The organism is Arthrobacter sp. HLT1-20, from assembly GCF_054510895.1.
Genome location: NZ_JBTNDR010000017.1, coordinates 1 through 26,804, shown reverse-complemented (window position 1 = coordinate 26,804; position 26,804 = coordinate 1). Strand labels below are relative to the sequence as shown.

Genomic DNA, 26,804 nt, shown 5'->3' with positions numbered 1-26,804 from the left:
CCAGTGAATCTCGACGGCGGGCCCTTGCCTAGCGGTAGTCGCCGTTGGTGAGTCTTACCCCGGGGGTGTTGGCCCAGTTGCCGATGAACGTGGCGGCGGCCCCGTTGGTGATGTCCCAGCCACCGGAGCCGTTGGCGAAAGCGACGGGTATGGTTGACCAGCCAGCCGTTTGGCGGACCAGGGCGATGTCGGTGAGCCCGTTGTCGTTGAAGTCGCCGGTCACGATGCGAACCCCTGGGGTGTTGGCCCAGTTGCCGATGAACGTTGCGGCGGCCCCGTTGGTGATGTCCCAGCCACCGGTGCCGTTGGCGAAAGCGACGGGGATGGTGGACCAGCCAGCGTGCTGGCGCACCAGGGCGATGTCGGTGAGCCCGTTGCCGTTGAAGTCACCTGTCACGATGCGAACCCCTGGCGTGTTGGCCCAGTTGCCGATGAACGTGGCCGCAGCGCCGTTGGTGATGTCCCACCCACCGGAGCCGTTGGCGAAAGCGACCGGGATGGTTGACCAGCCAGCCGTTTGGCGGACCAGGGCGATGTCGGTGAGCCCGTTGCCGTTGAAGTCACCCGTCACGATGCGCACCCCTGGCGTGTTGGCCCAGTTGCCGATGAACGTGGCCGCAGCGCCGTTGGTGATGTCCCACCCACCCGAGCCATTGGCGAAAGCGACCGGTATGGTGGCCCAGCCAGCCGTTTGGCGGACCAGGGCGATGTCGGTGAGCCCGTTGCCGTTGAAGTCACCCGTCACGATGCGCACCCCTGGCGTGTTCGCCCAGTTGCCGATGAACGTTGCGGCGGCCCCGTTGGTGATGTCCCAGCCACCCGAGCCATTGGCGAAAGCGACGGGTATGGTTGACCAGCCAGCGTTCTGGCGCACCAGGGCGATGTCGGTGAGCCCGTTGCCATTGAAGTCACCGGTCACAATCCGCACCCCTGGCGTGTTCGCCCAGTTGCCGATGAACGTTGCGGCGGCCCCGTTGGTGATGTCCCAGCCACCGGAGCCATTGGCGAAAGCGACAGGGATGGTGGCCCAGCCGGGTGTTTGACGAACCAGGGCCACGTCCGTGAGCCCGTTGCCGTTGAAGTCACCCGTCACGATGCGAACCCCGGGGGTGTTCGCCCAGTTGCCGATGAACGTTGCGGCGGCCCCGTTGGTGATGTCCCAGCCACCGGAGCCGTTGGAGAATGCCACAGGGATGGTGGCCCACCCCGGCGTTTGGCGGACCAGGGCAATGTCCTTGCCCCGCACGTGGGACACCGAGTCAACCGCCAATTGGACTGCCGCGGCGGCGTTGACCCTGCCAAATCCGTAGTCGTCATTGTGACCGTTGGCGTCATAGGCCACCCCACCGATCTTGTCCGCTGAGTCGCGCATGATGGCACGCAGCTGGTCTCGGCTGAGATCGGGGTTCATGGACAGTGCAAGCGCCGCGCAGCCAGCAGCGCAGGGGGCCGCAAAACTGGTGCCGGTGCTGGGGCCGTAGCCACCGGCGCCTGTGGTGCTCACCACGCCAACCCCTGGCGCAATCAGTTCAACCTCGGGTCCGCGTGCTGCGTTGTCTTCCAGATCCATTCTGGTGGAACGGACCACAGCAATAACGTCAGCATGGGAGACCACCTCGTCCTGCATCACATCGACGTTGTTGCCATTGCTGGCAGCCCAGAAGATGGCCAGCCCACGCCCGCCGCGACCGTTCGCGGCGGCGAATTCGATGGCAAGTTCCAAGACAACGGTGAGGTCCCAGGCGGCCCCGTTGGGGCCAAGGCTCGAGACCAGGACATCGGCCCCGGTGGATGGGTCCGCTCCAGGTACTTCGCGGGATGGATCCGCGGCATAGGCGACCGCCCGGGCCAGGGTTGTCTGAGTTCCTACTTGGTCACCGAGGCAGGCCACCAGCATGAGCTCACACTCCGGCGCGGCACCGCACCCTCCCCTGCCGTTGTTGTGGCGAGCGCCGACCATGCCAGCGCAAAACGTGCCATGGTCTCCTGCGGGAATTGCAGCCGCACCCTGTGTGAAGGTTGGTGGGCCCGAGCCTGCGGTCTGGAATGCACCCGAGACGCCCACCACGGCGGCCTGGAGGTCTTCGTGGGCGGTGTTGAAGCCATTGTCAATCACGGCGACCCTGATGCCCGCCCCAAAGGTCTGCTCCCACGCCTCTTCCGCATGAACATCGGCCCCCGGTGTGCCGCCGCCTTGGCCGGTATTGCGCCACTGCCACTGCTCACCGAAACGCGGGTCCGACGGGATGAAGCGCGGCGGCACATGCTCGATGAAGCTGGGCTCCGCCAGGGTGAATCTTGGGTCCTCGTGCAGGTCAACCGAGGCCTCCAGCGCGTCCTCGTGGACCGTCGTGTCCACCTCGAATAGGTTTGGTGCAAACGTCAACCGCGTCAGCAGCGTCAGGCCGCGTTCAGCCAGGATCGCTTCGGCATCCTTCTCGGAGTAGTCCGCGCTCAGCTGCACAGTCAGGCGTTTGGTGACGATCCCGAAACGCCCATTTTCCCGCTTGACCAAGGCTCCGGCGTCGTCCGCCTCGGCAAAATCAGCCAGCGCGCCCAGCGAGCGGGACGTGTCAGCGGAGGGCTCCACGAATACCCAGTGCGCTGCGCTGAAGGCTGCCAAGCTGTCCTCCGCCAACCCCAACTGTTCCGGCGCGGCCTCAGCCCCGAAACTGCTGGCGTCCGTGGCATTGAATCCCCTCGCAGTGGCGGCTACCTTAATCGCCACGACGTTTTCAATCCGTTCTACTGTTTTCCGCTGCCCCCGCGCGAAGTATTCCCGGTTCATAGCGTGTTCCTTATCTGTGAAGAAGTGAACAAAGAATCATGGATCCGATGACTCCCGCAGGCAGACTTTCGATCCCGCACTCCCATTTCACAGCACCGTGCGTTACGGGCGCGTTACTGCCCCACAACCGAGCGGCGGTGACAGCCGTGAGCCAGTGCCTGCGTGTGTCCGCACACGCCTTCCTCAGGAATAGGGGCAGCATCGCATCCCGCTTGGCAATACCTAGTCGCGACGTCGCCACCCGTTTTTGCTTGTTGATGGCCCGCGCATAGCCCACCACAGCCTCTGCGCGAGCCTGCCGGAGCCGCTGGTACTCGCTGAAGGCCGTCCCCTGGCCGGATGCGTCGCGCAGACATCGCGCCAGGGTGATTGCATCTTCGAGGGCCAGGGACGCCCCCTGCCCGGCGCTGGGCGAGGTGGCATGGACCGCGTCATCAATCGCAACAACACGGCCGCGACTCCACTGCGGTACGTGTGTCAGGTCCTCGATCGGGTACCCGCCAAGCTGTCCGGTTGCGTAGTGGAGAATCTGCGGAACCGGGTGAGGGTCATCGGCGTGCAACACGCGCAGACGCGAGAGCCACAGCTGTGCAGTCACGCTGCGCAGACCGCCACGGTCCACATCCGGGCGGGTGATGTTGGCGAACCAGTAGACTTCCCCATCCTCACGCACCAGGTAGCCGAAAAACGATCGCCGTCCGAGGACCATGTGTTGCGTCAAGGGAGTTGGGGCCAGACCCGGCACACGGGCAAAACCGCCGAGCCCGACGAGTCCTGAATATGTTGGCTCGGGGGCCTGTGGATCAATGTGGCGGCGGCTCGGGGAGCTGATGCCGTCGGCGCCGATGAGTACATCCGCCGTGGTGGCACGCCCGTCAACGAAAATAGCACGCACATGCTCAGCAGTCGGCTCGATCCGTTCCGGCCGGGCGCCAAAGGTGATGGGGCTGCCAGCTGCCTGGGCAGACTCCCGTAACACCTGATGCAGGATGGCATGAACCGCCCCGACGCTGCCACGCTCGGGTTCTCCCGCGGGCCCGTTCGGCACGGTTCCGAGCATCTTGCCGGCGCTCGAGCACATCACCAGATTGGGCGATCGATGCCCCTGGTCTACGAGGTGGCCACGTTCAGGAAGAGGCCTTGGAAGTCTCTGGGCTCGCCGTCGGACTCAAAGATCTCCACCACCCAGCCGTCAACACGTGAGCACGAATTGGACCGCCCTGCCGAGGTGATGCGGGAGTTCATGGCACGCGCTGTCCTCTTTCAGGACGCCGTGGCGAAATGGGGAGGCCTCAACAGCACGGATCTGCAGTGCGCCAGCTTGCTCATGAGCCGGGGGCCAGCGACTCCTGGCGAGCTCGCCGAACTCACGGGCCTTACCTCAGGCGGAGCAATCACGACCGCGATCGACAGGCTGGAGCGGGAGGGATTTGTTGCCCGTCTGCGTGATCCGAATGACCGCTGGAACTCGTACCTCGAAACCCTCAGCGATGAACAGCTCGCCTTTGCGAACGAACTATTCGCACGCGCCGCCGAGGTGAACCGCCAGGAGATTGAATTGTTGCGACAAAGCGGTGAGCGTTCTCCCGCGTAAGGCCCGCTGACCGGGACTTCTGCCGCCGCCCACGTGCGGAGGAGTGAGCTACTGCGCTGAGGTCAAGTGCGCAGTTGGGTACTGAGATTCCGGTCCCCCGACGCTTTCAGCTGGTGGGCGGTGTTGCCGCGCCAGTGGTGATCGTCGCTGTTGCTTGCGAGGCAAGAATCCTGTGGTTGCTGACAGTGCCGCGACACGAGGAACCGGTGCTGCCCAGCATTATGCGCAGCGCTGAGAACGAGGATGGCGCATAGACCATGAAACCGAGGCCACCCTCACCCGCGCCGCCATGCTCACCCTATTTACGTAGTAGATCTGCAGTGGGCAGACTAGCATGGCAGGTCTCCATCGGCACGGGCCGAAGCGCTCCGGCCACGGGCATCATCGCCGGTGGCTGCTTCTTGACTAGAATTTCAATTCTGCCGCGGCGAACGAGACCGCGAACCTGGCGCACCAAATGCTGACCGAACTATAGTCACCCAACACCGTCTCGGGTGGGATCTCATAGTTCTGATCACCCTTGTTGGCTTTGAGCGCACCAAGACTGAGGTAACCGCCGTCGTCAAAGAGATGCCAACCCGCTGTTCCCTCAATCACGGGGGCATCACTGAGCCAGACCTTAAGATCCGGCCCATCGGACGTGTCAAGGCCCTCAAAGCGCAGGATCCGTCTGCCATCCGGGAGCTGGAGAATCCGCACGGATCCTGAGCTGGCGTGTTCATGACTGATGAGTTCACCGCTGGCCAATTCAAGAGGAGCAGCGGGGGTGGGTGCAATCGCGGCTGCGGTGGTAGCTACAGCACTCGAAGAGGAACTCGGAATTGAGCTCGGAACTGAGGTGGGCGCGGAGCTGGGAATTCCCTCGGTCACCGTGGAACTGGTGAAAATCCGCCACGGCTGGAACAAGTACAGTCCCACAGCGGCCACCGCAATAACAACGAGCAAAACGACAGGAATCACGAACCTCCTGCTCATAAACTTACTCATACGGCTGAGCATAACAACTATCCCTTGGCACCGATAGAAGCCGGTAGCCGGCGCTTTCTATGGACTCGCCACCGTGGGTGCAGTGGCGGCCGGACTGGCGAACGCCGGCCGCCGTTTCGCGGCGCCGGCACCTGAAATTTCAGGCCGCTACGACCGGCGGGCCGGGCGGGTCTTTCGCGGCGCCTGCAGCCAGGGTTTCAGCAGGCGCGTACTCAGAGGTAGCAGGAAATAGGTCATGATGGGCGTCAACAGGCAGACGTTCAGGAGCACGGCAAACGGCAGTGGCCAGTGTCCGGTCACCGAGTGCAGGAGGAAGTTGGACAGCAGGCTCAACGGGAAGAACGGCAGGAAGATGCTCACGGCCTGTTTCCACCGCGGGGGCACAACGGTTTCGGGCACGCTGATGGAGACGTCTCCTGGCTGATCGAACCAGCCCTCAATGCCAGTCCGGTGTTCCACGCGGGTGATTTGCATGAGCCCGCCGGCGCTGTCAATCCACCAGCGGCGCTCGTGCGAATCGTCCCAGGCGCGCAGCGAAGCCACCTCGGTAAACCGGTACATGACATGCCATTCATCCGAGTCCGGGCCCGTCCGCACCCAACCGGAGCCCAGGTAGCCGGGCCACTCGCGCGCCAACTCCTGGCCGGCGTGGGCCCATGCGGCAAATTGGCGGTGATACCCGGGCTGAACCGTGCGGGCGATGGAAACTGTTACGGGCTGGAGATCTGGCACCCAGCAATTCTAGGGGCAAGACGCAAGCCTCATCCACCATGTGGACTCCCGTATGAGCAAGGACACCACGCGGCCCGACGGCGTGACCGCGCCTGCCAGCGGCAGCCAGGCCACGGCGTCGAACATCAGTGCGGGGCCATCAGCGACGCCGGACTAGGTCAAGGGAGTTGAGCGGCCACGAAGCGTTCGCGTCCGACATACGCGAACGCTCGGCCAAAGAGTTCCGACTCCGCTGAGGGCTCGCCCGGATCGCGCGGCACGACGCCCGAAGCCGCCCACAGTGTCTCGCGCAACCACTGACCGGCGCCGTACACCCGAAAGTTCCCCAAGAACTCTTCCGACTCTGGGTCGCGTTCAAGAACCACAACCAGCCTTGCGAGCGTCTCGATCTCACGGGCTAGGAGTGTCCATTCGGCCCGTTCAGCACCGTATTCCAACGGGTCGAACGTGTCATTGGGGGAAGCGGTGAAGTTCTCCTTCTCTTCGGGCGTTGCCCGTCGCCGGAGGAGCGAGGGCTGTGCCAAAGTGTAGGCGCCGATCACGAGGCTCGGATCGACAAACTCATCAATCAGATCATCCCTGTGGGTGTCGAAGCTGAACGCCACGGCACCGAGAGATTCAAGAAGTGAGATCGCATCCGTACAGGTCACCGCAGGCTTGACACCGAAGTGTCCTCGCGCCTCGCCGAGCAGGGTGTCATAGCTGGCCATCAATTTCTCCTCTAGTTTCTTTTCAGGGGTGCGGGATCGGCTATCGACGCCGGGCCTCTCCTGGGCGCCTGGCGAGACTGGCCGCGGGAGCCCGCATCTAGTCAAAGCACCTCCTGTTATTCCCCTGCGTGGCCATGGGCACCAAGACCAGCGTGACAACACCTATGAGGCCATTCGCCAGAGCCAAACCCATCTTGCGCCTGCCGGAGTCATGTCTCTCGACCCCGGCAGACACACAAATGGCAAGCCACGCGTCGTACCGTAGGGGGCTGCTACTTCTTGGCCAGCAGGCGCTCCACGCGGGGCTTGACCTCCGTGGCCAGCAAGGTGATGGATTCCAGCAGGTGCTCGTGCGGCAGGCCACCAATGTCCGTCTGCAGGAAGTGGCGCATGTGCCCCATGTATCCGTGCAGATGGACAATCCGCTGGGCGACCTCGTCCGGATCGCCAACGTAGTAGGCGCCGGGCGCCTCGGCCTGGGCCAGGTAGGCCCGCTTGTCCGGGGCGGGCCAGCCGCGCAGTCGGCCCATTTCCACGTTCAGGTTGTGCCACCCCTGGTAGAAACGATCCAGGGCTTCCTCCTTGGTGGGTGCCACCAGGCCAAGTGCCGCCACGGAGATCTTGATGTCATCCCCTGTATGCCCGGCCTGTTCCGCCGACTTCCTATACAGCTCGGCCAGCGGGGCAAAGCGGTGCGGCGCACCGCCAATGATGCCGTAGGAGACCGGCAGCCCCAGGCTTCCGGCACGGGCGGACGACGCCGGGCTGCCGCCGGTTGCGATCCACAGCGGCAGTTTCCCCTGCACGGGGCGGGGCACCACGGCCAGGTTGGCAATGTTGGGCCGTACGGAGCCCTCCCAGGTGACATTTTCATCGGCGGAGTTGTTGATGGTCATCAGCAGCTCGAGCTTCTCGGTGTACAGCTGGTCGTAGTCACGCAGATCGTAGCCAAACAGCGGGAACGTCTCCACGGAGGAACCCCGGCCGGCGGTGATTTCTATCCGGCCGCCGCCGGAAATGGCATCGGCGGTGGCGAACTGCTGGAAGACGCGGACGGGATCATCGGTGCTGATGATGCTGGCGGCACTGCCCAGCTTGATCTTCTTGGTGGCTGCGGCGGCGGCGGCCAGCATGGCGCCGGGCGATGACGCCGGCATGGTCACGGTGTGGTGCTCGCCCACACCAAAGTAGTCCAGTCCTGCGTTGTCGGCGTGGACAATCGCGTCAAACAGGTTCCTGACTCCCTCTGCGGTTGTGCGCGATGATCCGTCCGCGTTCAGTGGGGTGTCGCCAAAGCTGTATGCACCGATTTCCATGTCTGCCTCCAGGTGGTCAAAATGTGTTGTTTTTCAGATCATATTCCAAACAGATCATTTTTACAAAAGCGTTCGTGTCTAGCGAACAATTCCGCGCTTCCTGCAACAGAATTGCAGGTAGGCTCCGCCGTTCCGTCCCGGGGTGACCCGCACGGGAATAGCGCCACTTCACATCACCTCGTGTCCGAAAGGCTAAAAATGAACCCGCAAAGCACCTCAAGTTCGCCCGATGAAAGCTACAGCCACGCTGTGCAGCACCCGCCCGTGGACCACAAGGAGTTCGAGCAGCCGCTGCGCCCGGCATTCAGCAAGCAAGCCATCTCCGGATTTATTGTGGCCTGCATCAGCATGCTGGTGTTCGGCTTCATGTCCATCGTTGGCGTGTACTTTTGCGTACGGGCTTTGAGGGAGGTGCGTTCCGGAGCGGCTCGAGGCCGCGGATTGGCCATCGCCGGCATCACCGTCGGGAGTTTGAGTTTTGTGCTGTACGTGGCCAACATGTTCATTCGGGCCTAACAGACGGTAGCAGGCTCACCGCTGGGGCCGACAACGCGTGCCCGCCGGAAGGGCCGCTGCCGCGGGGTGACAGCTTTTGGGTGGACTGCCCTTGGGGCAGGCCGTTCGAGCCTCAGTAGCAACTAGCCCTGTGCATCCGCATTGCTGTGTCAGTGTGTTGCGTGGGCCGCTGCGTGATCGCCGGCGTGCAGGTGGGCCCGCCCGCCGTCGTGGTTGAAAATGGTGAGAATTTCCACGGGCCCCTCGTGGGCGCCAATAAAATGGGGGACCATGGTGGAGAATTCGGCAACCTCGCCCGGGTGAACCAGGATGGTCCGCTCCCCCAGCTCCAGCCTGGCAATCCCGGAAAGAACCGTGAACCAGTCCCGTCCAGCATGAACACTGCGCTGCTCGTCCCCATGGGGCCGTTCGGGCGTGATGCGCATTTTCGCCACGGTCTTGCCGTGCATGCCGTCCTCGCTGGAAAGAATCCACGCGGTCAGGCCCTGGGAATGCCCGGCCTCCGGACGGATCACCACGTCTTCATCGCCACCGGATTCAACCAAGGCGTCCAGGGTGGTGCCCAGCGCCCGGGCGATCGGCACCAGCTGATCCAGTGCAATCCTGCGGTGCCCGGTTTCAATGCGGCTCAGCGTTGAGGGGCTCAGCCCACAGCGCGCAGCAAGATTGTCCAGCGACCAGCCAAGGGCCAACCGCAGTCCGCGAATGCGTTGCCGAATTACACTGTCTACATCCAGTTCTTGCGTCATGCGCAAAAGCATATGCCATTTCTGCACGGAATGGCTAGTGTGGAACACATGACTACTCACGGACACCACCAGCACGGCCACGACAACCACAACGGACACCAACACGGTGCAGGCCTGGCGGAATCGCTGACCCTGGACGCCTTGATTGTGGGCTCCTACCTGGAGCGGGCAACAGCACTGGCCGCCGAACTGTCCCCGGCCGCCGGCACCATCATCGACGCCGGATCAGGGTCGGGCGTGGGCACCGTTGCATTGGCTCAACGTTTTGAGAACGCCCACATCATTGCCCTGGACAAGTCGGCGGACATGCTGCGCCAGACGCTTGAGGCCGCCGGTCAGGAGGGCCTGGCCGGGCGGGTGACAACAGTTCTTGCCGACCTCGATGGGCCCTGGCCCGCGGTTGCGGCGGCCGATCTCATCTGGGCCTCGTCCTCGCTTCACGAGGTTGCCAACCCCGAGCAGACCATGCGTGAAATGTTCGCGGGCCTCAACGGAGGCGGACTGTTGATGGTCATCGAGATGGACGGCCTGCCCCGCTTCCTTTCCGCAGCGGCACTTGCCGACGGGACTGAACTTGCCGCTCTGGAAGCCAGGCTGCACACAGCCCTGGCCCACATGCGCTGGAACCACCACCCCGACTGGCGGGCCGGGCTGGAAGCCGTGGGCTTCGACGTCGTCGATCAGCAAACGTTCACGGCCGTTGGCAACTCGACGCCGGATCTCGCCGCCCGCTACGCCCGCATGTTCCTGGAGCGGATCCGGACAGCGATGGACGGCGTGGCAACGCCTGCAGATCTGGCCATCTTGGACAGCCTACTGGCCAGCGCTGGTCCCGAATCCCTGAACCATAGGAGCGACCTGGAGGTGCGGGGCAGCCGCACTGTATGGGCGGCGCGCAAGCCCTAGGCCGACCGCCAAGGGGCCGGTCCAGGGGCGCGGCCCTGACGCAACTACATTGCGCGCAATTAAGTTGTGTACAGTAGAGTCATGCCCAACAGTGAGTACAGTCTTGATTCGATGGTCTGCTTTGCGATCTATGCAGCGTCAAACGCTGTAGCCAAGGCGCACCGGGTGGTTCTGGCGCCATGGGAGCTGACGTACACGCAGTACATTGTGCTGCTGGAGACAAATGCCTCCCCCGTCGGTATCACCGTCAGCGAGCTCGGCGCCAGGATGAATCTCGATTCCGGCACACTCTCCCCCTTGCTGCGCCGGCTCGACGCGCGGGGGCTGGTTTCGCGGCTGCGAAAGTCCGCGGATGAACGCGTGGTGACGGTGGAGATCACTGCCGCCGGTGCGGAAGTGCTGGAAGAACTGCGCGGCACGCTGCACGGGCTGCGCGGCGCCTATGGCTTTGGCAGCCAGGACCAGGCCAATCATCTTATTAAGGAACTGAGCCGCATCACCGAAGGCATGCGCCATTTGACGGCATCCGGGCAAGGCGAGGCAATCATGCCTAACAGCGGCCCGGGCACTGCACCCTCCCCTGCTCCGAAAGGCACCTCATGAATTCCCTTTACACCGCAGAAGCTCTCGCCACCGGCGAAGGCCGCAACGGGCACGTCCGATCCTCGGACGGCCGCATTGACCTGGGCCTGTCCGTCCCGAAGGAAATGGGCGGAATGGGCGCTGGCTCCAATCCCGAGCAGCTCTTTGCCGCAGGATATGCCGCCTGCTTCCACTCCGCCTTGCAGCTGGTGGCCCGCACGCAAAAAGTAGACATCACTGACTCCTCGGTGGGTGGCCAGGTCCAGATTGGCTCCAACGGCAAGGGCGGCTTTGAACTCGCGGTGCTGCTGGAAGTGGTGCTTCCGGGCGTTGAAACAACAGCCGCACAGGCCCTAGCCGACGCCGCGCATCAAGTCTGCCCCTACTCAAACGCCACCCGGGGCAACATCGACGTCACCATCTCGGTGTCCGAGGACTAAATCCCGCACCAGCCCCCATGGCGGCGGGCCGCGGCCTACAGCTCCGGACCGGCCGCCATGGCTGAGGCTTGGGCAACGACGGCGGCACGCCGGGCACCGCCTTCCCCGCCCGCCATGATTTCACCCAGTTGCGGCAGGGCCCACCAGCCCGTGGCCAGCGTAACTATGGACAGTAAAAGCTGCTCCGAGGCCTGAATATCCAGCTGCGGGCACGCCGCCCGAATGAGCGCAGCATTCTCCGCGCAGGCCGCCGCCCTGGGATCTGGACCGCCTACACGTTCCCCGCGCTCCAGGCCCTCCCACGCCAACAGGCGCGGCAATTGCGGATTGGCGCTGTATTCATCGAAGAGGCATCCCGCAAACTCACCAACAGCGGCAACGCCATCGCCCTCCAGCGGGACAGCCATGAGGAAACACTCCAAGGCGCGCAAGAGGACGGCATCAAACAAGCCCTCCTTGTTGCTAAAATACTGATAAATCCGCTCCTTGTTGACGCCCGCATCACGTGCCACCGCATCAACCCGCGTACCAGCGAGGCCCTTCTGGGCGAACTGCTCCGTGGCAGCATCGAGCAGCAGTGTCCGAGTTCGCGCTGTATCCCAAGCCATGCCTCCACCCTAACCCAGCTCCCAACTGTTTAGTTGCAAATCACTGGAGCCGCGTCTATCGTGAAGGGATTACCAACTAAACGTTTGGAGTTTCATGGACAACGACCAGCACAGCCACATCAGCGGGCACAGCTCAGGGAATGCGACGCTGCGGGTTTTGCTACTGGGCGCACGGGGCGCGGTGGGCGGGCATCTCCACACAGCGCTCATGGCCGCCGGCCACCAAGTGACCAGGGCCGGCCGCACCGCGGCCGATGGCTGGGTGCGCGTCGATGCCGCTGCCGAGGACCTCGGCGAGCTGCAGCGCGCAAGCCAGCAGCACGACGTCGTGGTGAATGCTTCCGGCGTGGAAAACCCGGCACTAGGAACGGCCCTGGGGGATGCCACACTCGTGGACATCAGCGCCAGCGCCGGCTACCTAAACCAGCTGCGCCAGGAGTCGCCCCATGCGTCCATGATTCTTGGGGCAGGCTTGGCCCCTGGCCTCAGCACCCTGATGGCCGCGTCACTGGGAAATGCACCGGGCGACGACGTGGACGTGGCGCTCATGCTCGGTGCCGGTGAAAAGCACGGCCCGGCGGCTGTGGAATGGACCCAGCGGCTCATCGGTGCGCCTCTTGTGAGCCCCGCGGAAAACCATACCGTCATGAACCTGCACGAGCGGCGGATTTTCAACGACGGCGGTCACACTCGCGGCTACCTGCGCGCCGACTTTCCGGACCACCTGCTCCTTGGCCCGGACCAGGGCATCAAGGTGCGCAACTACTTTGCCCTGGACTCCCCCGCCGCCACCCGGGCACTGGGTCTTGTGGCCCATTTTCCTGTGGCGCGCCGGATCATCGCCTTAGTTCCGCCCATGGGCAGCGAGGACTGGTCGATCGTGGCCGTCAATCGGAGGACAGGCCAGCTGCGCCGAGCCTGGGGCAGCAATCAGTCCAGCGCCACGGGAGTGTTGGCAGCCAAAATTGTGCACGCACTAGCCATCTCACGTCCGTCAACGCCCGTGACCATCACCTCCGTCATGGGCCTGGATGACATAGCCACTGCCGGGATCAACGTGGACTAGGTCATGGTGTCCGAATTTGTCGCGGAGTCCCTAGGCCAAGTCGTCCGGAGCAGCGTGCAGCATGCGGCATGCAGTATGCGACGCGCAGATCCGCGTGGCTTTTCAGTTGGGCTGCGGTGGCCAAACCCTGGGCGTAAAGCACTGTGGCCGGCAGGGATGCCCTCCACCGCGCCTCATGAAAGTAGTACGTCTCGTTGAAGGACAGCGGATCCAGGGAAGACATGTCCTGCCGACTGGTGGCCTGCCTGAACAGAATCAACGCGTGGGCACGCCCACGCCGCGATCACCGCGGCCATGCCTCAGCTTACGTCCGGGGCTGGAGTGGCCATCTTGGGGTGAGGTCCCGGCGTCGAACGGTTTCACAGGACGCACCGCTGAGTGAGGGAGCAGGCTCACGTCCTACAGCCGCCACACACAGACCAAGACCCGCCAACACTAACCAGTGCTGGCGGGTCCATGAATCATCAACACCGGACGCTGATCCGGCTCGAGGCCTATGCGAGGGAGTTGGTGCTGTCTTGCACCTCACCGACCAGCTCTTCGATGATGTCTTCCAGGAAGAGGACCCCCGTGGTGTTGCCTTGTTCGTCGAACACGCGGGCAACGTGGGCGCCCGTGCGCCGCATGGACGCCAGCGCATCCTCCAATTCGGCGCCACTGAACGTGGAAGCCAGTTTCCGGATGCGTTTCATCGGAACGGGTGCGTTGAACGCCTCAGCCTCGGTCAAGTCCATGACATCTTTCAGGTGCAGGTAGCCGGTGGGTTCGCTGTCCTGGTTGGTCAAGATGTATCGAGAATAACCGTGCTCCGCGACGGCCCGCTGAATATCTGCGGGAGAGGAATCTTGGGCAAGGAGCACCATCTCAGCCAACGGGACCTCAACATCGGCAACCGACTTGGAGGTGAATTCAAAGGCCTTGGTCAAGGTTCCGCTGGCATCGCTCAAAACGCCGTCCCGGGTTGACTGTTCCACAATGTTGGCCACTTCATCGAGTGTGTAGGCGCTGGTGGCCTCGTCCTTGGGCTGGACCTTGAAGAGGCGCAAGATGCCGTTGGCTATGCCATTCAAAACCCAAATGACTGGATTGACAATTCGGGCAACGAACACCAACGGTGGGGCGAGAATCAGCGCGGCACGTGTAGGAACGGAGAAGGAGATGTTCTTGGGCACCATTTCACCGATCACCACGTGCAGGAAGGTCACCAGCAGAAGCGCCGTAATGAAAGCGATAATGCCAATGGCTTCCGCCGACAGGGACGTCAGGCCCAGGGGAATTTCCAGCAAGTGGTGGATTGCCGGTTCCGAAACATTCAAGATGACGAGTGAACACACAGTGATACCGAGTTGGCTCGTGGCCAACATCAAGGTTGCGTGTTCCATGGCCCACAACGTTGTCTTGGCTGCTTTGCTGCCGGCCTCCGCCCTGGGTTCGATCTGTGAGCGCCGAGCCGAAATGACGGCAAATTCGGCTCCCACGAAGAACCCGTTGACTACCAGCAAGACGACGAGCCAGATGATTCCGGGTAGGTACTCACTCATGGGTTAGCTCCTGCGTCAGCTGGTCAATAATGTGATCATGGGGACTTTGGGGTGTTTCAGCGGTTTCACTGGGTGTGAACCTCAAACGTTCAACGTGCGTGCCCACCACGCGTTCCACTCTGAGCGTTCCCTCGTCAAGGGAGACTTCGTCCCCCATTTCCGGGATCCTGTCCAGCCTGTCCGCAACAAAGCCAGCCACAGTGTCGTACTCCTCGCCGTCTGGCACTTTGATGCCTGTCCGGTCGAAAAGTTCATCAGGGCGAAGGGCTGCATCGAAGGTAGTTGATCGGCCGGTCGTGACGAATCCAACGCGCGCCCGATCGTGCTCATCCTCGAGTTCGCCAACAATTTCTTCCACCAGGTCTTCCAAGGTGACGATTCCGGCGGTTCCACCGTGCTCATCGGAAACAATTGCCACCTGCAGTCCTTGTTTGCGAAGTAGCCCCAGCAGGGAGTCCACCCCCATGGATTCTGGGATCATGAGTGGTTCAACCATGAGTGAGGACGCCAGCACATGGTTGCGGTCGTCCAGGGGAACGGCAAACGCCTGCTTCACGTGCAGGACACCCAACACCTCGTCACGGTCCCGGCCAATGACCGGAAAACGTGAGAAGCCTGTCGCAGTGCCCAGCTTGACGATATCTTCCGCAGAGTCACTGGCATTGACAGTGCTCATGCGCACTCGCGGGGTCATGACGTCTGCCGCACTGTGCTCGGAGAAGCGAAGTGTGCGGTGAAGCAACACGGCATGGTCCAAGTCCAGCATGCCTTCTAATGCTGACCGCCGAACCAGCGAACTGAGCTCCTCGGCGCTACGGGCGCCGGACAGCTCCTCCTTGGGCTCGATCCCGAAGGACCTGATGATCCTGTTGGCTGTGTTGTTGAACAACAGAATGACTGGTTTAAACACCGTGGTGAACAGAGTTTGGAAGGGAATGACGATCTTTGCTGTGGCAAGCGGCAGCGCCAGGGCAAAGTTCTTGGGCACCAACTCCCCAATGATCATGGAGAACACGGTGGCGATGAAGATACCGATCACAGCGCCGATGGCCGGAATCACGGACTCGCTGAACCCGGCGGACAACAACGGTCCTCGCAGCAGGGAGCTAATGGCCGGTTCAAAGGTGTAACCGGTAAGCAGCGTTGTCAGCGTGATGCCGAGCTGGGCGCTGGAAAGGTGTGTTGAGGTGATCTTGAGCGCTTTAATCGTCGGACCGAGGCGCTTTTCGCCACGCGCCGCTCTCGCTTCAAGATCATGCCGGTCCAAATTGACCAACGCAAATTCGGAGGCAACGAACAATCCGGTGCCGACCGTGAGGACAAGACCGATTCCGATCATGATCCATTCATACATTCGGGCGCCCCTCTCTCACTATTTCCGGCGTACCGGTTTGTTCGAAGAGGGGCCTGGGCATGCGTGAGGGGGGGTCATCCATAGTGAGACTGAGTATATCCGGTCACGATGACCGTTACCTGTGAGCTTCCCTGCCTGGACCGGTAGGTTTCAGCAAAGCGTCAGAAAAATTCAGTCGTTGTCTTTGGGGCTGGACAAGCGGAGTTCGGCAACCAGATCCTCAACCCGGGAGTTGATGTCGTCACGAACCAGACGCATCCGCTCCATACCTTCGATTCCTCGTAGAGAGGGCTCGTCGGTGTCCCAGTTGCGGATTTCGAGCCCGGGAACAGCTTCCACGACAGCCTCGCTGCCCAGGGTGATGATCAGGTCAACGTTGGCGAGCATGTCCGCACTGATCGCCTTGGTGCGTTCTGCGCTGATGTCGATGCCAAGTTCGGCCAGGGACTCCACGGATTGGGAATTCAAGGACGCTCCTGGCCTGGTGCCGGCGGTATAGATCGTTACTGCTTCGCCCGCCAGATGGCGCATGAGGCCGCCAGCCATCTGGGATTTTCCGCCATTTTTCACGCAGACGAACAGGACGCCGGGTTTGCTGGTCATGGATAGTTGTACTTTCAGCCGTGAGAATGGAAATGCCGTTGGACGGCGTGGGAAGGAATACCCAGCACAGGAACAGTTTGGGTGATGAGGAGCCGGTGCAGCATCGAGCCGGAGACCAGCTCATCAACCTTGGCAATGAATCCGGGGCGTCTGGCTCCCACAACTATGGTGGAGGCCCCCACCGCGGCAGCCAGGCGGCCGATGGCCAGGGCCGGGTCGCCGCCAACAATCCGCAGGGACCATTGCGTGGCATGGTTGACGGCGCCGGCCGTCAGAGTTTCCTTGAGCTCTTCCGCCGCGAGGGACGTTTCATCTTCCGGCTCAACCACGGGGTTCAGGGAAATTGGCAGAACATCGCTGCCGGGGGTCCACTCGATCAGGTAGCTGGCCGGGTCAACGAACGCGGCGATCAGGGGCGCATTCAGGCTCAGCGCCAAGTCCAAGGCACTCGTCCACACCCCTGGGTCCTGATCGGGCATTACTCCTACGACAACGGGGGAACCACTGAAACTTGTCTTGCCTGCTTGCTCGCTCATGACGACACCTTGTTAGCTCTCCGTTGTGACAATTTTTGGTTTTATCTACAAATTCAAGACGAGCATCTTCATCTCGTCGCGAATTTCCCTCGCCCCGGCTAACTCCTTCTGGGCCGGATCTTCGATCTTCCAATCAAGATACCTCTTGCCAGGGTATATCGGGCAAGAATCGCCGCGCCTCACGGTGATCACCACATGGGCAGCCCGCACCACGTCATCGGTCAAGGGCTTGGGAAACTGCTCGGAGACCTAGCGCTCCGCCGTCTCTGAGGCCGGTGAGTAAGTTTTCGCGGTGCTCGCTCATGGCAGTTTCTTTCTCTTAGCCGGCGGTGGCGGATCGGCCGTGGGCCAATCCGGTGGGGATGCCCATGAGGACGGGTTCAGGTGTGACGCAGCAGGAATCTGCTTCCTCTTCCTGTTCTGTGCCGTTGGCTGCGGGCAGATCGCAGCTGCCGCCAAGGTCGGTGGAGCAGACCCCGGTTTCGGGTAGCTCAAGGTGGACCTGGTTGGCTGCCTTTTCATTTCCAGCCAAGGCGGCAACGATGGAGCGGACTTGCTCATAGCCGGTGGCTAACAGGAAGGTGGGTGCCCGTCCATAAGATTTCATTCCAGCGATGTAGAAGTCCTTGTCCGGGTGGGCTAGGACCTTGTCGCCGTGGGCTGGGACGGTGCCACAGGAGTGGAATTCGGGATCGATCAACGGTCCCAGCTCCAGGGGAGCTTCCATGATGGGATCCAGTTCCAGCCGGATCTCACGCAGGATCTCCAGCTCGGGGCGGAAACCTGTGGCGGGGATGAGCAAATCAACATCCAGGGTCACGTCCCCGTCGGGGGTGGCCCCCGTGACGGCCAAGCCGGCGCCAACAGTGAATGAGGTGGTGGTGAAGGACGTGTGGAGCGCGATATGACCGTCGTCAACCAGTTTACGTAGCCGTGTGCCGAGCTGGCCGCGGGCCGGGAGACCATCCAGGTCCCCGCCTCCGTAGAGACGAGAAGCATCCGAACCGCGAACAGCCCAGCTGATGCGTGTGCCCGGCTCGTTCTTGGCCAGCTGCCCCAACGAGATGAGCGTGTTGGCCGCTGAGTGGCCGGCACCGATGACCAGCACATGCCTGCCAACGAAGAGGGACCGGTCAGCGCCGGTGACATCCGGCAACGGCGCTGTGATGAGCCCGGCCGCGATGGCTTCCGCCTCGCCGGGCGCAGCCAGACCTGCTTGGCCCAGGGGGTTGGGTTGAGCCCAGGTGCCGGAGGTGTCCACCACGGCGCGCACGTGGTGGTCGGTCACTGTCCCGTCCGCGGATTCCACGCGCACTAGGAAGGGCTGCTCGTCCCGGTTCCGGGAATGGGTCTTGTCCATGCCCACCCGGCTCACAGCCGTCACTGTGGAGGAGGTGTGCAGAGCAGAACGGATGGCTGGAATGGCGGCCAACGGGTCGAGGTATTGGTCCACGAGCTCAGCACCGTACGGCAGGGAGGTCAGGCGGGGCTCGGCCCATCCTGTGGGTTCGAGCAGGCGCCGGGAGGCCGGGTCGATGTTGTGTTCCCACGAGGAAAAGAGACGGATGTGTCCCCACTTGCGAATGGCCGCACCCACATCAGTGCCCTTTTCAAAGATCAAGGGCTTGAGTCCACGTTCGATCAGGTTCGCGGCCGTTGCCAGACCTACCGGACCAGCTCCGATGATGGCGACTGGCAGGCTGTGTTGTTCATGCGTCATGTCCGCGGTTCTCCTTGAGGTGTTCATTCGGGACTTCCTGAAGCTCTAGTTGACGCCTACGCGTGCGTTGGCGCTTCCACCAAGGCGGTGGCAATGCTGTCGGCATCTTCCAGAGCGGCAAGGTAGCGTTCAGCGTCCAAGGCGGCGGCGCAGCCGGTTCCGGCGGCGGTGATTGCTTGGCGGTAGCGGTGGTCCACAGCGTCCCCGCAGGCAAAGACCCCGGTGAGGTTGGTGACCGTGGTCGGCGCATCAACACGGATGTAGCCTTCATCATCCAAATCAACCTGACCGACCACCAGCTCCGTCCGCGGCACATGACCAATGGCCACGAAAATACCGGTGACAGCCAGCTCGCGGGTTTCCCCGGTGACGGTGTCTTGCACGGTCACACCACTGACCTTGGCATCGCCGTTAATGGCGGTGATAGCGCTGTTGTAGGCGAAGGCGATCTTCGGGTTGTCTTGGGCGCGCTGAGCCATGATCTTCGAGGCGCGCAGTTCCCCGCGGCGTACGACTACTGTCACTGACTTCGCGAAGCGGGTCAGGAAGGTGGCTTCTTCCATGGCGGAGTCGCCACCGCCGACGACGACGATGTCCTGTTCGCGAAAGAAGAACCCGTCGCAGGTGGCACACCAGGAGACGCCATGGCCGGAGAACTTCTTCTCCTCGGCCAGTCCTAGTTCCTTGTAGGCAGAGCCGGTAGCCAGAATGATCGCCGGCGCTTCAAAGCTTTCCCCCGCCGCGATCGTAACGCTTTTGAGGTGACCGGTGAGAGTGGTGGAGGTGACGTCATCGAAGATGATGCGGGCGCCAAACCTTTCGGCCTGCTCCTGCAGGCCGTCCATGAGCTCCGGCCCCTGAATGCCGGCAGGGAAGCCGGGGAAGTTCTCCACCTCGGTGGTGTTCATCAGTGCACCGCCAGCGGTGACGGCACCGGCGATGACCAGCGGGGACAATCCGGCGCGGGCTGCGTAGATGGCGGCTGTGTACCCGGCAGGGCCGGAGCCAATAATGATGAGCTGTTCAGTCATGACAGGATCCTGTTCTAGCTGGCGGGGAGGAGGCTGGCGATGAGCGCCTGAATGCGGGCCTTGATGTCGTCACGAATCGGGCGGACGGAGTCCACGCCCTGGCCTGCGGGGTCTTCAAGATCCCAGTCCTCATAGCGCTTGCCGGGGAAGATGGGGCAGGTGTCGCCGCAACCCATGGTGATGACGACGTCGGATTCCTTCACCGCATCGGTGGTGAGGATTTTGGGGATTTCTGCGGACATGTCGATGCCCTCTTCGGCCATGGCCTCCACGGCGGCGGGGTTGACCGAGGCTGCTGGTTGGGACCCGGCGGAGCGGACCTCAATAGCCCCGTTGGAGAGGGTAGTGAGGTAGGCGGCGGCCATCTGGGAACGACCGGCGTTGTGCACGCAGACAAAGAGAACGGAGGGCTTCTTGGTGGTTTCAGTGGTGCTCATGCGTTGATACTCCTGAAGATATTGGTGGATGTTAGTTGGTGAAGAATCGTTTGCGTGCCCACAGGGCAACATAGACCAGGGCGACTAGTACTGGCACTTCAATGAGTGGGCCAACGACGCCGGCCAGGGCTTGGCCGCTGGTGACACCGAAGGTTCCGATCGCCACGGCGATGGCGAGTTCAAAGTTGTTGCCCGAGGCCGTAAACGCCAGGGTGGTGGTTTTTGCATAGCCCAGCTTCAGGGCCCGGCCGATCACCATACTGGCGCCGAAGACAACAATGAAGTAAACCAACAGCGGCAAGGCGATTCGTGCCACATCTAGTGGGTTGGAGGTGATCGAGTCGCCCTGGAGTGCAAACAACAGCACAATGGTGAACAGCAGGCCGTAGAGTGCCCACGGTCCCAGCTTGGGCAGGAACTTGCCCTCGTACCAGTCGCGGCCTTTTGCTCTCTCGCCGATGGTGCGGGTCAGGAAACCCGCCAGCAAGGGGATCCCGAGGAAGATCAGCACCGAGGCGGTGATGGCCCAGAAGGAGAAGTCGGCAGCCGTCGTCGGAAGCCCCAACCAACCCGGCAACACCTGCAGGTAGAACCAACCCAGGGCACCAAAAGCGAAGACCTGGAACACGGAATTGATCAGCACCAGCACCGTAGCGGCCTCGCGGTCCCCGCAGGCTAGGTCGTTCCAGATCATGACCATGGCAATGCACCGGGCCAGGCCCACAATGATCAGTCCGGTCCGGTACTCGGGCAGGTCTGGGACGAAGATCCACGCCAGGGCAAACATGAACGCCGGCGCCGCCACCCAGTTGATGATCAACGAGGTGATCATCAACCTGCGATCCTCCAGGACCCTGCCGGTCTCGTTATAGCGAACCTTCGCCAACACCGGGTACATCATGACCAGCAGGCCAAGGGCGATCGGAAGGGAGACTGACCCGACCTTCACTGCGTCTAGTGCGCTGTTCAAGCCGGGAATGAACTTGCCCAGCAAGAGGCCGGCGGCCATGGCGGCAATAATCCACACCGGCAGGAACCGGTCCAGGGTGGAGAGCTTGCCAACAACGGCAGCCTCTCCAGGTGCAAGGGGTGTGACTGTCTTGGTACTCATACGGCTCCCGGGCAGCGGATCTAAGATTGACGATTGTCGATATTAAAAGTATCGACCGATATATCGACAATTGTCAATCTATGGGCATAATGGGTACATGAACACTGCATTATCGATCGAGACAAACCCCGATCAACTCTGCTGCGAACCCAGCTCACGCCCCGTGCTCAACGCTGCCGACGCCCAGAACGCTGCCCGAATCCTTAAGGCCCTTTCTGATCCGAACCGGCTGCGACTGCTCTCGATCGTCAAGGCGGGCGACGGCGGCGAGGCCTGCGTGTGCGACCTCACCGAACCCTTGGATCTGGGCCAGCCCACCGTCTCCCACCACTTGAAGATCCTGGTCGACGCCGGACTCCTGGCGCGGGAGAAGCGTGCCACTTGGGCTTACTACTCGCTGGTCCCGGGCGCCCTCGAAAAGGCAGCAACGATCATCACGGGGCTATGACAGCACGCCAAGGCTCCGGCGAGCAGGTGAGTCTCATGGCCCGATTTCTTCACCTCCCGGATCCCCCGAGCAGAACCTAGTGGCCGAGGACTCAAAACGCACCATCACTGGCTGGGCAGTGGCGGCCCACCCTTCTTGACATAGCGACTCTAACCACCACATATCGAGGCCGCACCTTGACGACGGGACGCATTGTCAGCACGGGCTGATTGTGTCCGAGCTATGGCATTCCCGCCCGTCCTGATGCGGCTCGATCTGCGCTAAGCTGACGCCTCCCCCGGCGTGCGGCCACCCCGTGCAAGACTTGCTTCATGGACCTAGAGGTGACGCCAACGCTGACCATACCGGCCTCGGAATTGGACTGGCGCTTCTCACGGTCGTCCGGGCCCGGCGGCCAGCATGTCAACACCTCGGACAGTCGGGCGGAGCTGTCCTGGAACGTGGCCGAGTCAACCACACTCACTGACGAACAGCGCGAATTGCTGTTGGCGCGGCTGGATCGTCGCTTAGCCGGTGGAACCGTCACGGTGGCCGCCTCCGAGCAGCGCTCCCAACTACGCAATCGCGAGATCGCCCTAGCTAAGCTGGCCCAAATCATTGCAGCCGGACTTGCCCCGGCGGCGGCTCCGCGGCGCCCCACAAAGTCCAGCCGCGGTTCAAAGCTGCGGCACATGGCTGCCAAGCAGCAACGCTCCGCCACCAAACGGCAGCGCCAACGGCCTTACGCCGAATAGTTCGGCCGGAAATATGTCAGCGGCTCCAAGTCAATGGTCTGCCATGTTGAGGGCGGCAGCACCACGCAGCTGGGCAGAATGGTTTCAAGAGCGTAGAAAAAGGTCAATACCGTCACGGCAACCAAGGAATGGCAATGCAAATTACCTACGACTCACAGGCGGATGCTGCCTATATCAGGCTGGGCGGGCCCACCGCTGCGGGCCAAGCCACACAGCAGCTTCATTCGATCAACACACCGGGAGGCAACGGAGAAATCATCCTTGATTTTGATGACGGCGGACATCTGCTTGGCATTGAAGTGCTGTTCGCCTCCTTGGTGTTGTCCCCGGAGGTTCTTGCCGATGCGATCGAGAGCGACAAGTCCGGTGATTCATTCGGCCCGGCAAACATGCAGGAGAGTTAGGCCAAGAGACTGCGGTGCGTTTGGTGACAATGGCGGCGGCGATGGAACCAAGGACAACCAGGATGCCCAACGTTTGCAGGGCGGTGAAAACTTCACCAGCCACTACCCACCCGAGCACGATTGCCACGATAGGGCTGAGGAGCCCCAGGAAGGCAGCGGTGCTTGCCGGGAGCCGGGCGACACCGCGAAACCACATGACATAGGCAAACGCCGTGCCCGCCACCGAAAGATACGCGTAGCCCAGGAGGTTGGGTCCGGTCAGCGGATTTACGGGGATCCCCTCGAACGCCAGCGTCGCGATCAAGAGCGTTAGCCCTCCGGCAATGAGCTGCCAGGCGGTCGTGGTCAGCGGAGGTGCGCCTTGGCCCCACTTTTTGGAAAGCACTATCCCCCAGGCCATGGACAGGGTCCCTCCCGCGGCGGCCAGGATGCCGACTGCATCCAGGCGGGCCTGGGCCTGAAGCGTAATGAGAGCCACTCCTAGAACGCCTGTCACGCCGGCGACAACAACGCGCGGGGTAAGCCGTTCACGGAGAACCCTACTGGCTAGGAGTGCCACGATCAGGGGTTGGATACCACCAACGATCGCCGCCACGCCGCCCGGAAGCCGGTAGGCCGCAATGAACAGCAGCGCAAAGAACGCCCCAATGTTGAGAACCCCAAGGAGCCAGGATTTCCACCACCACTCGCCGCGCGGCAGCTGGCGGCAGATCACCAGAAGCAGAATTCCCGCCGGAAGCGCGCGGAGTGTCGCGGCAAGGAGTGGACGGTCCGCCGGAAGGAACATTGTTGTGGTCAGATACGTGGTGCCCCAGAGTGTGGGCGCCAGAGCCGTGGTGGCGACGAGGAGACTTCGATTGCTAAGCACTTAGCTATTATAGCTAAGCGCTTAGCAATCGTCTAGTCTTGGACCATGACAGACCACGTGGATCGCATTCTTGAACAGTGGCACGCGGAGAAGCCGGGCCTCGACGTCTCCCCCATGGCCGTCATTGGCCGCCTGAGCAGGGCGGCGCTCAGCGTTGAGTCCCACTTGGCCAACACCTTTGCACAGCATGGCTTGGACGCCCCGCAGTTCGACGTGCTCGCCACGCTGTTGCGTAGCGGGCCCCCCTACCGAATCACTCCGGCAGAACTTGCCCGTGAAGCCATGATTTCCACGAGCGCCGTGGCACAGCGGTTGAACAAACTGGAGGGACGCGGTCTTGTCCAGCGCCGGGCAAATCCGAACGACGGGCGCGGCACGCTGGTTGCCCTCACCCCCGAGGGCAAAGACCTGATCGAGCGGGCATTGCCGGAGCACCTCGACACTGAACGAGCAATCCTCGCAGCACTCAACCCTCAGGAACAGGCCACCTTGGCGCACCTTCTTGGCCGGATACTGGGGTGAATCCCGTGGACAGTGCAGGGCAGCTGACCGTGGGCCTAGAACCGGAAGCCGTGAGCGAGGCGGCGGAGATTTGGGCTCGCGCCAAGGCCCGGCGCGACCATGATCTTATTCCAGTCAGCACTGAGGCAACCATGCCCGGCATCCTGCGGCGCCTTGGCATTGACGGAGCTAGGTTACTGATGGCCAGGCGGGACGGCGCCGCTGCGGGGTTCACACTGCTTGCACCACGCGAGGAGACCCTGGAGATCTTCTACCTTGCCGTGGCTGACGATTCTTGGGGCACCGGAGTGGGACGCCTCCTCCTGTCTTGTGCCGAGGAGTATGCCCAAGGCATTGGCTGCACCAGCGTGGAACTGTGGGTCATCAGCACCAACGAACGTGCCATAAACATCTATGAACGGGCTGGATTTGCAGGCAGTGGACAGGTGCAACGGGATGCCACCACGGGTCAAACTGAACTGCTTTTACTCAAGCAATGTGGCTCATTCTCGAGACCCTTGTGAACCTGACTACCGGCCGGGCGTGCAGGGAGACACAGTGCCCCGGCAGAAATAGGCGCCGCCGTTTTGCAGGTCAATTCCATGGAAGAGCTGCGGCACCGTCACCAAGTGATAACCCAGTCCCCGCAGGGAACCGATCAGCTGATCCTGCCCGTCGACGGTGCTCGCGTGGATGTCGTGCTGAAGAATGACCGCCCCGGGCTTCACGAGCTGGAGAATTCTAGGTAGGAAGATGTCCTTGTTGCGGGACTGCCAGTCCAGAGAATCGACAGACCAGTTGATGATGGGCATCCCCGCATCACCGTTGACCCGTGCATTGCTGGCGCCATATGGGGGCCGCAGAAATGACGGGACAACGCCCGCCGCCTGATTGATAATGGCCGATGTGCCTTGAATTTCCGCCCCTACCCCAGCCGCGGAAAGCTTGGTCAGATCCGGATGGTGCATGGTGTGATTGGCCAGCACATGGCCGCCAGCCGCCACGGCAGCGGAAATTTCCGGGTGGGTGGCCACGTAAATCCCTTGTTGAAAGAACGTGGCATGGACCTTGCGAGTGGCCAGGATGCCCAATAGTCGTTTCGTTTGCTCGTTGGGCCCGTCATCGTAGGTCAATGCGGCACAAGGCACAAGATCGCAATTGACGTGTTCCGCGCCTGCCGGAGCAGGTTTCAAAGGAGTCAGCGGGCGGGGCGCGGTGGCGAGTTGCTGCATCCGCCGGCCAAGATCGGATAGCAGCCGAGTACTGGCCTTGGCAGTGATATGGACAGTCACGGGGGCGTCCAGCGGGGTTCCGGTGGTGGGATCGACACTCAGGGGCACCACCAATTCTCCGACCGGGCTCAACGCGGCACCACTCAGAATTGCCTTGGCCACAGGAAGCGCGGCAGCCGGCGCGCTGGAGGCCAGCGCGCTGGAGGCCGGCGCGCTGGAGCTGAGTGTGGCACGGGTAGGTGATGGGCTGCCGCTGGCTTCCGACGGTTTGACCTCCGCATGGACTGCCTCGCCCAGAAGGTGGCGGATCTTTTCAGTGCTGTCGGGTGAAATTAGTGCCATTCCCGGCAGAACTTCTCCGGTGGACAGGTTGGTGTACTCGGTGTTGACGGAAATTAGGGATTCGGTACCCCCAGCCACCTTCCACCGGGTCAAACGGGTCCCGATCATCGCGTCGCCGGTCGCAATGATCTCGTGGTCGAGTTTGAGGCCCTTCATCATCGCGGGCACCGCCGGTTCAGGCACGGACGGGCTATACCGCCCCCCGGAGTATTGGTCAAGAATTCCCAACAAGCCGGTATCAAGTCGGTTGTTGTAGGGCTCCGCGCCATTGAGATAAACCCAGCGGGCCAGCACAGGCGTGGCGGTTCCTGTGCGCAGCAATGTGGGCGAAGCTCCTGGAATGCCGGCCGGATCCAAGGCTGGCACGGGTTCCCCCAGGACGGCTTCCGGCGGCAGCGGGGGCGGCAGATCGGGGGCAACCACAGCAGGTAGAACAATGCACGAGGTCAATGACAAGGCCAACACAGCCAACAGCAACGGACTGTGTTTGAGCGAAAACGGCATGATCTAAGCGTCCCCAAATCGTCTAAGAAAAGTTCGTTCCCAGTTTAGGCCAACCGCAGGACGCTCTGCGTAACACAGCGGCAGCTCCGCCTTGCGTGGCCTCAGTCGGCTGACGATTCCACTGAGTTGCTGGCCGACAACACCACTACCGTTCCACGTCAGCTCGGGCCAACATTCACAGCATCCATCGCACTGATTAATATACCGAACATATATTCGAGAAACTCTTCCTTTGTGGGCTGGGGGCGCCTAAAATTGATGTATGGGCATCACCAAGCAGCCCGGTAGCAAGAGGGCTTCCATCCCTTCCGGACCGTCTTTTCTGGATCAGGACCCCGGCCTCGGGCCGGGGGCCAGTGACGGTGGGTGCGGGGACGGTGGGTGCGGGGATGCCGAGTTGGCCAGGCTGATGGCCAGTGACCCTTTTGCCGAGGACCCTCACAT

Annotated in this window: 31 protein-coding genes and 1 pseudogene; 13 read left to right on the top strand and 19 right to left on the bottom strand. The window is 62.3% G+C overall.

Annotated elements, in window-relative coordinates:
- Positions 1–28: 28 nt before the first annotated feature.
- The 3 genes from ACX80Q_RS10815 to ACX80Q_RS10805 all read right to left on the bottom strand — a co-directional run bounded on the left by ACX80Q_RS10815 (position 29) and on the right by ACX80Q_RS10805 (position 4,033).
- Positions 29–2,728 carry a S8 family serine peptidase gene (locus ACX80Q_RS10815; RefSeq protein ID WP_459330538.1) on the bottom strand — a complete coding sequence of 900 codons (2,700 nt, stop codon included), beginning with the start codon at positions 2,726–2,728 and terminating at the stop codon, positions 29–31.
- Between the two features lie 70 nt (positions 2,729–2,798).
- Positions 2,799–3,767 carry an FAD-dependent monooxygenase gene (locus ACX80Q_RS10810; RefSeq protein ID WP_459330537.1) on the bottom strand — a complete coding sequence of 323 codons (969 nt, stop codon included), beginning with the start codon at positions 3,765–3,767 and terminating at the stop codon, positions 2,799–2,801.
- 131 nt (positions 3,768–3,898) lie between these two features.
- The gene (locus tag ACX80Q_RS10805) at positions 3,899–4,033 is read right to left on the bottom strand and encodes a hypothetical protein (RefSeq protein WP_459330536.1); all 135 of its coding nucleotides are present in this window, start codon (positions 4,031–4,033) and stop codon (positions 3,899–3,901) included.
- Between ACX80Q_RS10805 and ACX80Q_RS10800 the strand changes: the two genes are divergently transcribed.
- Positions 4,032–4,382: a MarR family transcriptional regulator gene (locus ACX80Q_RS10800; protein WP_459330535.1), complete on the top strand. Its 351-nt coding sequence runs from the start codon at positions 4,032–4,034 to the stop codon at positions 4,380–4,382. The two genes, ACX80Q_RS10805 and ACX80Q_RS10800, sit on opposite strands and share 2 nt — an antisense overlap.
- 74 nt (positions 4,383–4,456) lie before the next feature.
- Positions 4,457–4,636: a hypothetical protein gene (locus ACX80Q_RS10795; RefSeq protein ID WP_459330534.1), complete on the top strand. Its 180-nt coding sequence runs from the start codon at positions 4,457–4,459 to the stop codon at positions 4,634–4,636.
- Between the two features lie 151 nt (positions 4,637–4,787).
- On the opposite strand, the gene ACX80Q_RS10790 is transcribed toward ACX80Q_RS10795, so the two are convergent.
- The 4 genes from ACX80Q_RS10790 to ACX80Q_RS10775 all read right to left on the bottom strand — a co-directional run bounded on the left by ACX80Q_RS10790 (position 4,788) and on the right by ACX80Q_RS10775 (position 8,127).
- Positions 4,788–5,369 carry a DM13 domain-containing protein gene (locus tag ACX80Q_RS10790; RefSeq protein ID WP_459330533.1) on the bottom strand — a complete coding sequence of 194 codons (582 nt, stop codon included), beginning with the start codon at positions 5,367–5,369 and terminating at the stop codon, positions 4,788–4,790.
- Between the two features lie 147 nt (positions 5,370–5,516).
- Positions 5,517–6,101, bottom strand: a complete 585-nt coding sequence (locus ACX80Q_RS10785; protein WP_459330532.1) for an antibiotic biosynthesis monooxygenase — start codon at positions 6,099–6,101, stop codon at positions 5,517–5,519.
- A 158-nt stretch (positions 6,102–6,259) separates the two neighbouring features.
- Positions 6,260–6,811 (bottom strand): hypothetical protein, encoded by a 552-nt coding sequence (locus ACX80Q_RS10780; protein WP_459330531.1) that lies wholly within the window; start codon positions 6,809–6,811, stop codon positions 6,260–6,262.
- 272 nt (positions 6,812–7,083) lie between these two features.
- Positions 7,084–8,127, bottom strand: a complete 1,044-nt coding sequence (locus tag ACX80Q_RS10775) for an LLM class flavin-dependent oxidoreductase (RefSeq protein WP_459330530.1) — start codon at positions 8,125–8,127, stop codon at positions 7,084–7,086.
- A gap of 198 nt (positions 8,128–8,325) precedes the next feature.
- On the opposite strand from ACX80Q_RS10775, the gene ACX80Q_RS10770 reads away from it, so the two are divergent.
- Positions 8,326–8,643, top strand: coding sequence for a DUF4190 domain-containing protein (locus ACX80Q_RS10770; RefSeq protein ID WP_459330529.1), 318 nt, complete (start codon positions 8,326–8,328; stop codon positions 8,641–8,643).
- 149 nt (positions 8,644–8,792) lie between these two features.
- Here the strand turns inward: ACX80Q_RS10770 and ACX80Q_RS10765 are convergent, their stop codons facing one another.
- Positions 8,793–9,392, bottom strand: coding sequence for an XRE family transcriptional regulator (locus ACX80Q_RS10765; protein ID WP_459330528.1), 600 nt, complete (start codon positions 9,390–9,392; stop codon positions 8,793–8,795).
- A gap of 48 nt (positions 9,393–9,440) precedes the next feature.
- Here ACX80Q_RS10765 and ACX80Q_RS10760 point away from each other — a divergent pair, with 48 nt between their 5' ends.
- The 3 genes from ACX80Q_RS10760 to ACX80Q_RS10750 all read left to right on the top strand — a co-directional run bounded on the left by ACX80Q_RS10760 (position 9,441) and on the right by ACX80Q_RS10750 (position 11,320).
- Positions 9,441–10,298, top strand: a complete 858-nt coding sequence (locus tag ACX80Q_RS10760) for a class I SAM-dependent methyltransferase (RefSeq protein WP_459330527.1) — start codon at positions 9,441–9,443, stop codon at positions 10,296–10,298.
- A gap of 81 nt (positions 10,299–10,379) precedes the next feature.
- Positions 10,380–10,901 (top strand): MarR family winged helix-turn-helix transcriptional regulator, encoded by a 522-nt coding sequence (locus ACX80Q_RS10755; protein WP_459330526.1) that lies wholly within the window; start codon positions 10,380–10,382, stop codon positions 10,899–10,901.
- Positions 10,898–11,320: an organic hydroperoxide resistance protein gene (locus tag ACX80Q_RS10750; protein ID WP_459330525.1), complete on the top strand. Its 423-nt coding sequence runs from the start codon at positions 10,898–10,900 to the stop codon at positions 11,318–11,320. The genes ACX80Q_RS10755 and ACX80Q_RS10750 overlap by 4 nt, the downstream gene beginning before the upstream one ends.
- Positions 11,321–11,355: 35 nt before the next feature.
- On the opposite strand, the gene ACX80Q_RS10745 is transcribed toward ACX80Q_RS10750, so the two are convergent.
- The gene (locus ACX80Q_RS10745) at positions 11,356–11,928 is read right to left on the bottom strand and encodes a TetR/AcrR family transcriptional regulator (protein WP_459330524.1); all 573 of its coding nucleotides are present in this window, start codon (positions 11,926–11,928) and stop codon (positions 11,356–11,358) included.
- Between the two features lie 94 nt (positions 11,929–12,022).
- Here ACX80Q_RS10745 and ACX80Q_RS10740 point away from each other — a divergent pair, with 94 nt between their 5' ends.
- A complete protein-coding gene (locus ACX80Q_RS10740) occupies positions 12,023–12,994 on the top strand; it encodes an NAD(P)-dependent oxidoreductase (RefSeq protein WP_459330523.1) in 972 nt (323 codons plus the stop codon).
- A gap of 494 nt (positions 12,995–13,488) precedes the next feature.
- On the opposite strand, the gene ACX80Q_RS10735 is transcribed toward ACX80Q_RS10740, so the two are convergent.
- The 8 genes from ACX80Q_RS10735 to arsB form a co-directional block, all read right to left on the bottom strand.
- Entirely contained in the window at positions 13,489–14,535 is a 1,047-nt protein-coding gene (locus ACX80Q_RS10735; RefSeq protein ID WP_459330522.1) for a hemolysin family protein, read from the bottom strand.
- Positions 14,528–15,889, bottom strand: coding sequence for a hemolysin family protein (locus ACX80Q_RS10730; RefSeq protein ID WP_459330521.1), 1,362 nt, complete (start codon positions 15,887–15,889; stop codon positions 14,528–14,530). The genes ACX80Q_RS10735 and ACX80Q_RS10730 overlap by 8 nt, the downstream gene beginning before the upstream one ends.
- 171 nt (positions 15,890–16,060) lie before the next feature.
- Positions 16,061–16,492 carry an arsenate-mycothiol transferase ArsC gene (locus ACX80Q_RS10725; protein ID WP_459330520.1) on the bottom strand — a complete coding sequence of 144 codons (432 nt, stop codon included), beginning with the start codon at positions 16,490–16,492 and terminating at the stop codon, positions 16,061–16,063.
- 14 nt (positions 16,493–16,506) lie between these two features.
- Complete coding sequence (locus tag ACX80Q_RS10720) at positions 16,507–17,028, bottom strand: universal stress protein (protein ID WP_459330519.1); 522 nt, start codon at positions 17,026–17,028, stop codon at positions 16,507–16,509.
- 319 nt (positions 17,029–17,347) lie between these two features.
- Positions 17,348–18,748, bottom strand: a complete 1,401-nt coding sequence (locus tag ACX80Q_RS10715; protein WP_459330518.1) for an NAD(P)-binding protein — start codon at positions 18,746–18,748, stop codon at positions 17,348–17,350.
- A gap of 56 nt (positions 18,749–18,804) precedes the next feature.
- Positions 18,805–19,779 carry a thioredoxin-disulfide reductase gene (trxB, locus tag ACX80Q_RS10710; RefSeq protein WP_459330517.1) on the bottom strand — a complete coding sequence of 325 codons (975 nt, stop codon included), beginning with the start codon at positions 19,777–19,779 and terminating at the stop codon, positions 18,805–18,807.
- A gap of 14 nt (positions 19,780–19,793) precedes the next feature.
- Entirely contained in the window at positions 19,794–20,216 is a 423-nt protein-coding gene (locus tag ACX80Q_RS10705; protein ID WP_459330516.1) for an arsenate reductase ArsC, read from the bottom strand.
- A 31-nt stretch (positions 20,217–20,247) separates the two neighbouring features.
- Positions 20,248–21,327, bottom strand: coding sequence for an ACR3 family arsenite efflux transporter (gene arsB, locus ACX80Q_RS10700; RefSeq protein WP_459330515.1), 1,080 nt, complete (start codon positions 21,325–21,327; stop codon positions 20,248–20,250).
- A gap of 97 nt (positions 21,328–21,424) precedes the next feature.
- Here arsB and ACX80Q_RS10695 point away from each other — a divergent pair, with 97 nt between their 5' ends.
- The 3 genes from ACX80Q_RS10695 to ACX80Q_RS10685 all read left to right on the top strand — a co-directional run bounded on the left by ACX80Q_RS10695 (position 21,425) and on the right by ACX80Q_RS10685 (position 22,913).
- Positions 21,425–21,775: an ArsR/SmtB family transcription factor gene (locus ACX80Q_RS10695; RefSeq protein WP_459330514.1), complete on the top strand. Its 351-nt coding sequence runs from the start codon at positions 21,425–21,427 to the stop codon at positions 21,773–21,775.
- A gap of 311 nt (positions 21,776–22,086) precedes the next feature.
- Entirely contained in the window at positions 22,087–22,509 is a 423-nt protein-coding gene (gene arfB, locus ACX80Q_RS10690) for an alternative ribosome rescue aminoacyl-tRNA hydrolase ArfB (protein ID WP_459330513.1), read from the top strand.
- A 134-nt stretch (positions 22,510–22,643) separates the two neighbouring features.
- Complete coding sequence (locus ACX80Q_RS10685; RefSeq protein ID WP_459330512.1) at positions 22,644–22,913, top strand: DUF2283 domain-containing protein; 270 nt, start codon at positions 22,644–22,646, stop codon at positions 22,911–22,913.
- Positions 22,914–22,959: 46 nt separating this feature from the next.
- Here ACX80Q_RS10685 and ACX80Q_RS10680 read toward each other — a convergent pair.
- A pseudogene (locus tag ACX80Q_RS10680) lies at positions 22,960–23,781 on the bottom strand (EamA family transporter); the annotation flags it as partial.
- A 45-nt stretch (positions 23,782–23,826) separates the two neighbouring features.
- Between ACX80Q_RS10680 and ACX80Q_RS10675 the strand changes: the two are divergent.
- Together ACX80Q_RS10675 and ACX80Q_RS10670 are read left to right on the top strand one after the other, a co-directional pair.
- The gene (locus tag ACX80Q_RS10675; RefSeq protein ID WP_459330511.1) at positions 23,827–24,303 is read left to right on the top strand and encodes a MarR family winged helix-turn-helix transcriptional regulator; all 477 of its coding nucleotides are present in this window, start codon (positions 23,827–23,829) and stop codon (positions 24,301–24,303) included.
- Positions 24,304–24,308: 5 nt separating this feature from the next.
- The gene (locus tag ACX80Q_RS10670) at positions 24,309–24,806 is read left to right on the top strand and encodes a GNAT family N-acetyltransferase (RefSeq protein ID WP_459330510.1); all 498 of its coding nucleotides are present in this window, start codon (positions 24,309–24,311) and stop codon (positions 24,804–24,806) included.
- Positions 24,807–24,812: 6 nt separating this feature from the next.
- Here ACX80Q_RS10670 and ACX80Q_RS10665 read toward each other — a convergent pair whose 3' ends face one another.
- A complete protein-coding gene (locus ACX80Q_RS10665; protein WP_459330509.1) occupies positions 24,813–26,360 on the bottom strand; it encodes a polysaccharide deacetylase family protein in 1,548 nt (515 codons plus the stop codon).
- A 262-nt stretch (positions 26,361–26,622) separates the two neighbouring features.
- Between ACX80Q_RS10665 and ACX80Q_RS10660 the strand changes: the two genes are divergently transcribed.
- A partial coding sequence (locus ACX80Q_RS10660; RefSeq protein WP_459330508.1) for a hypothetical protein occupies positions 26,623–26,804 on the top strand: 182 nt, incomplete at its 3' end.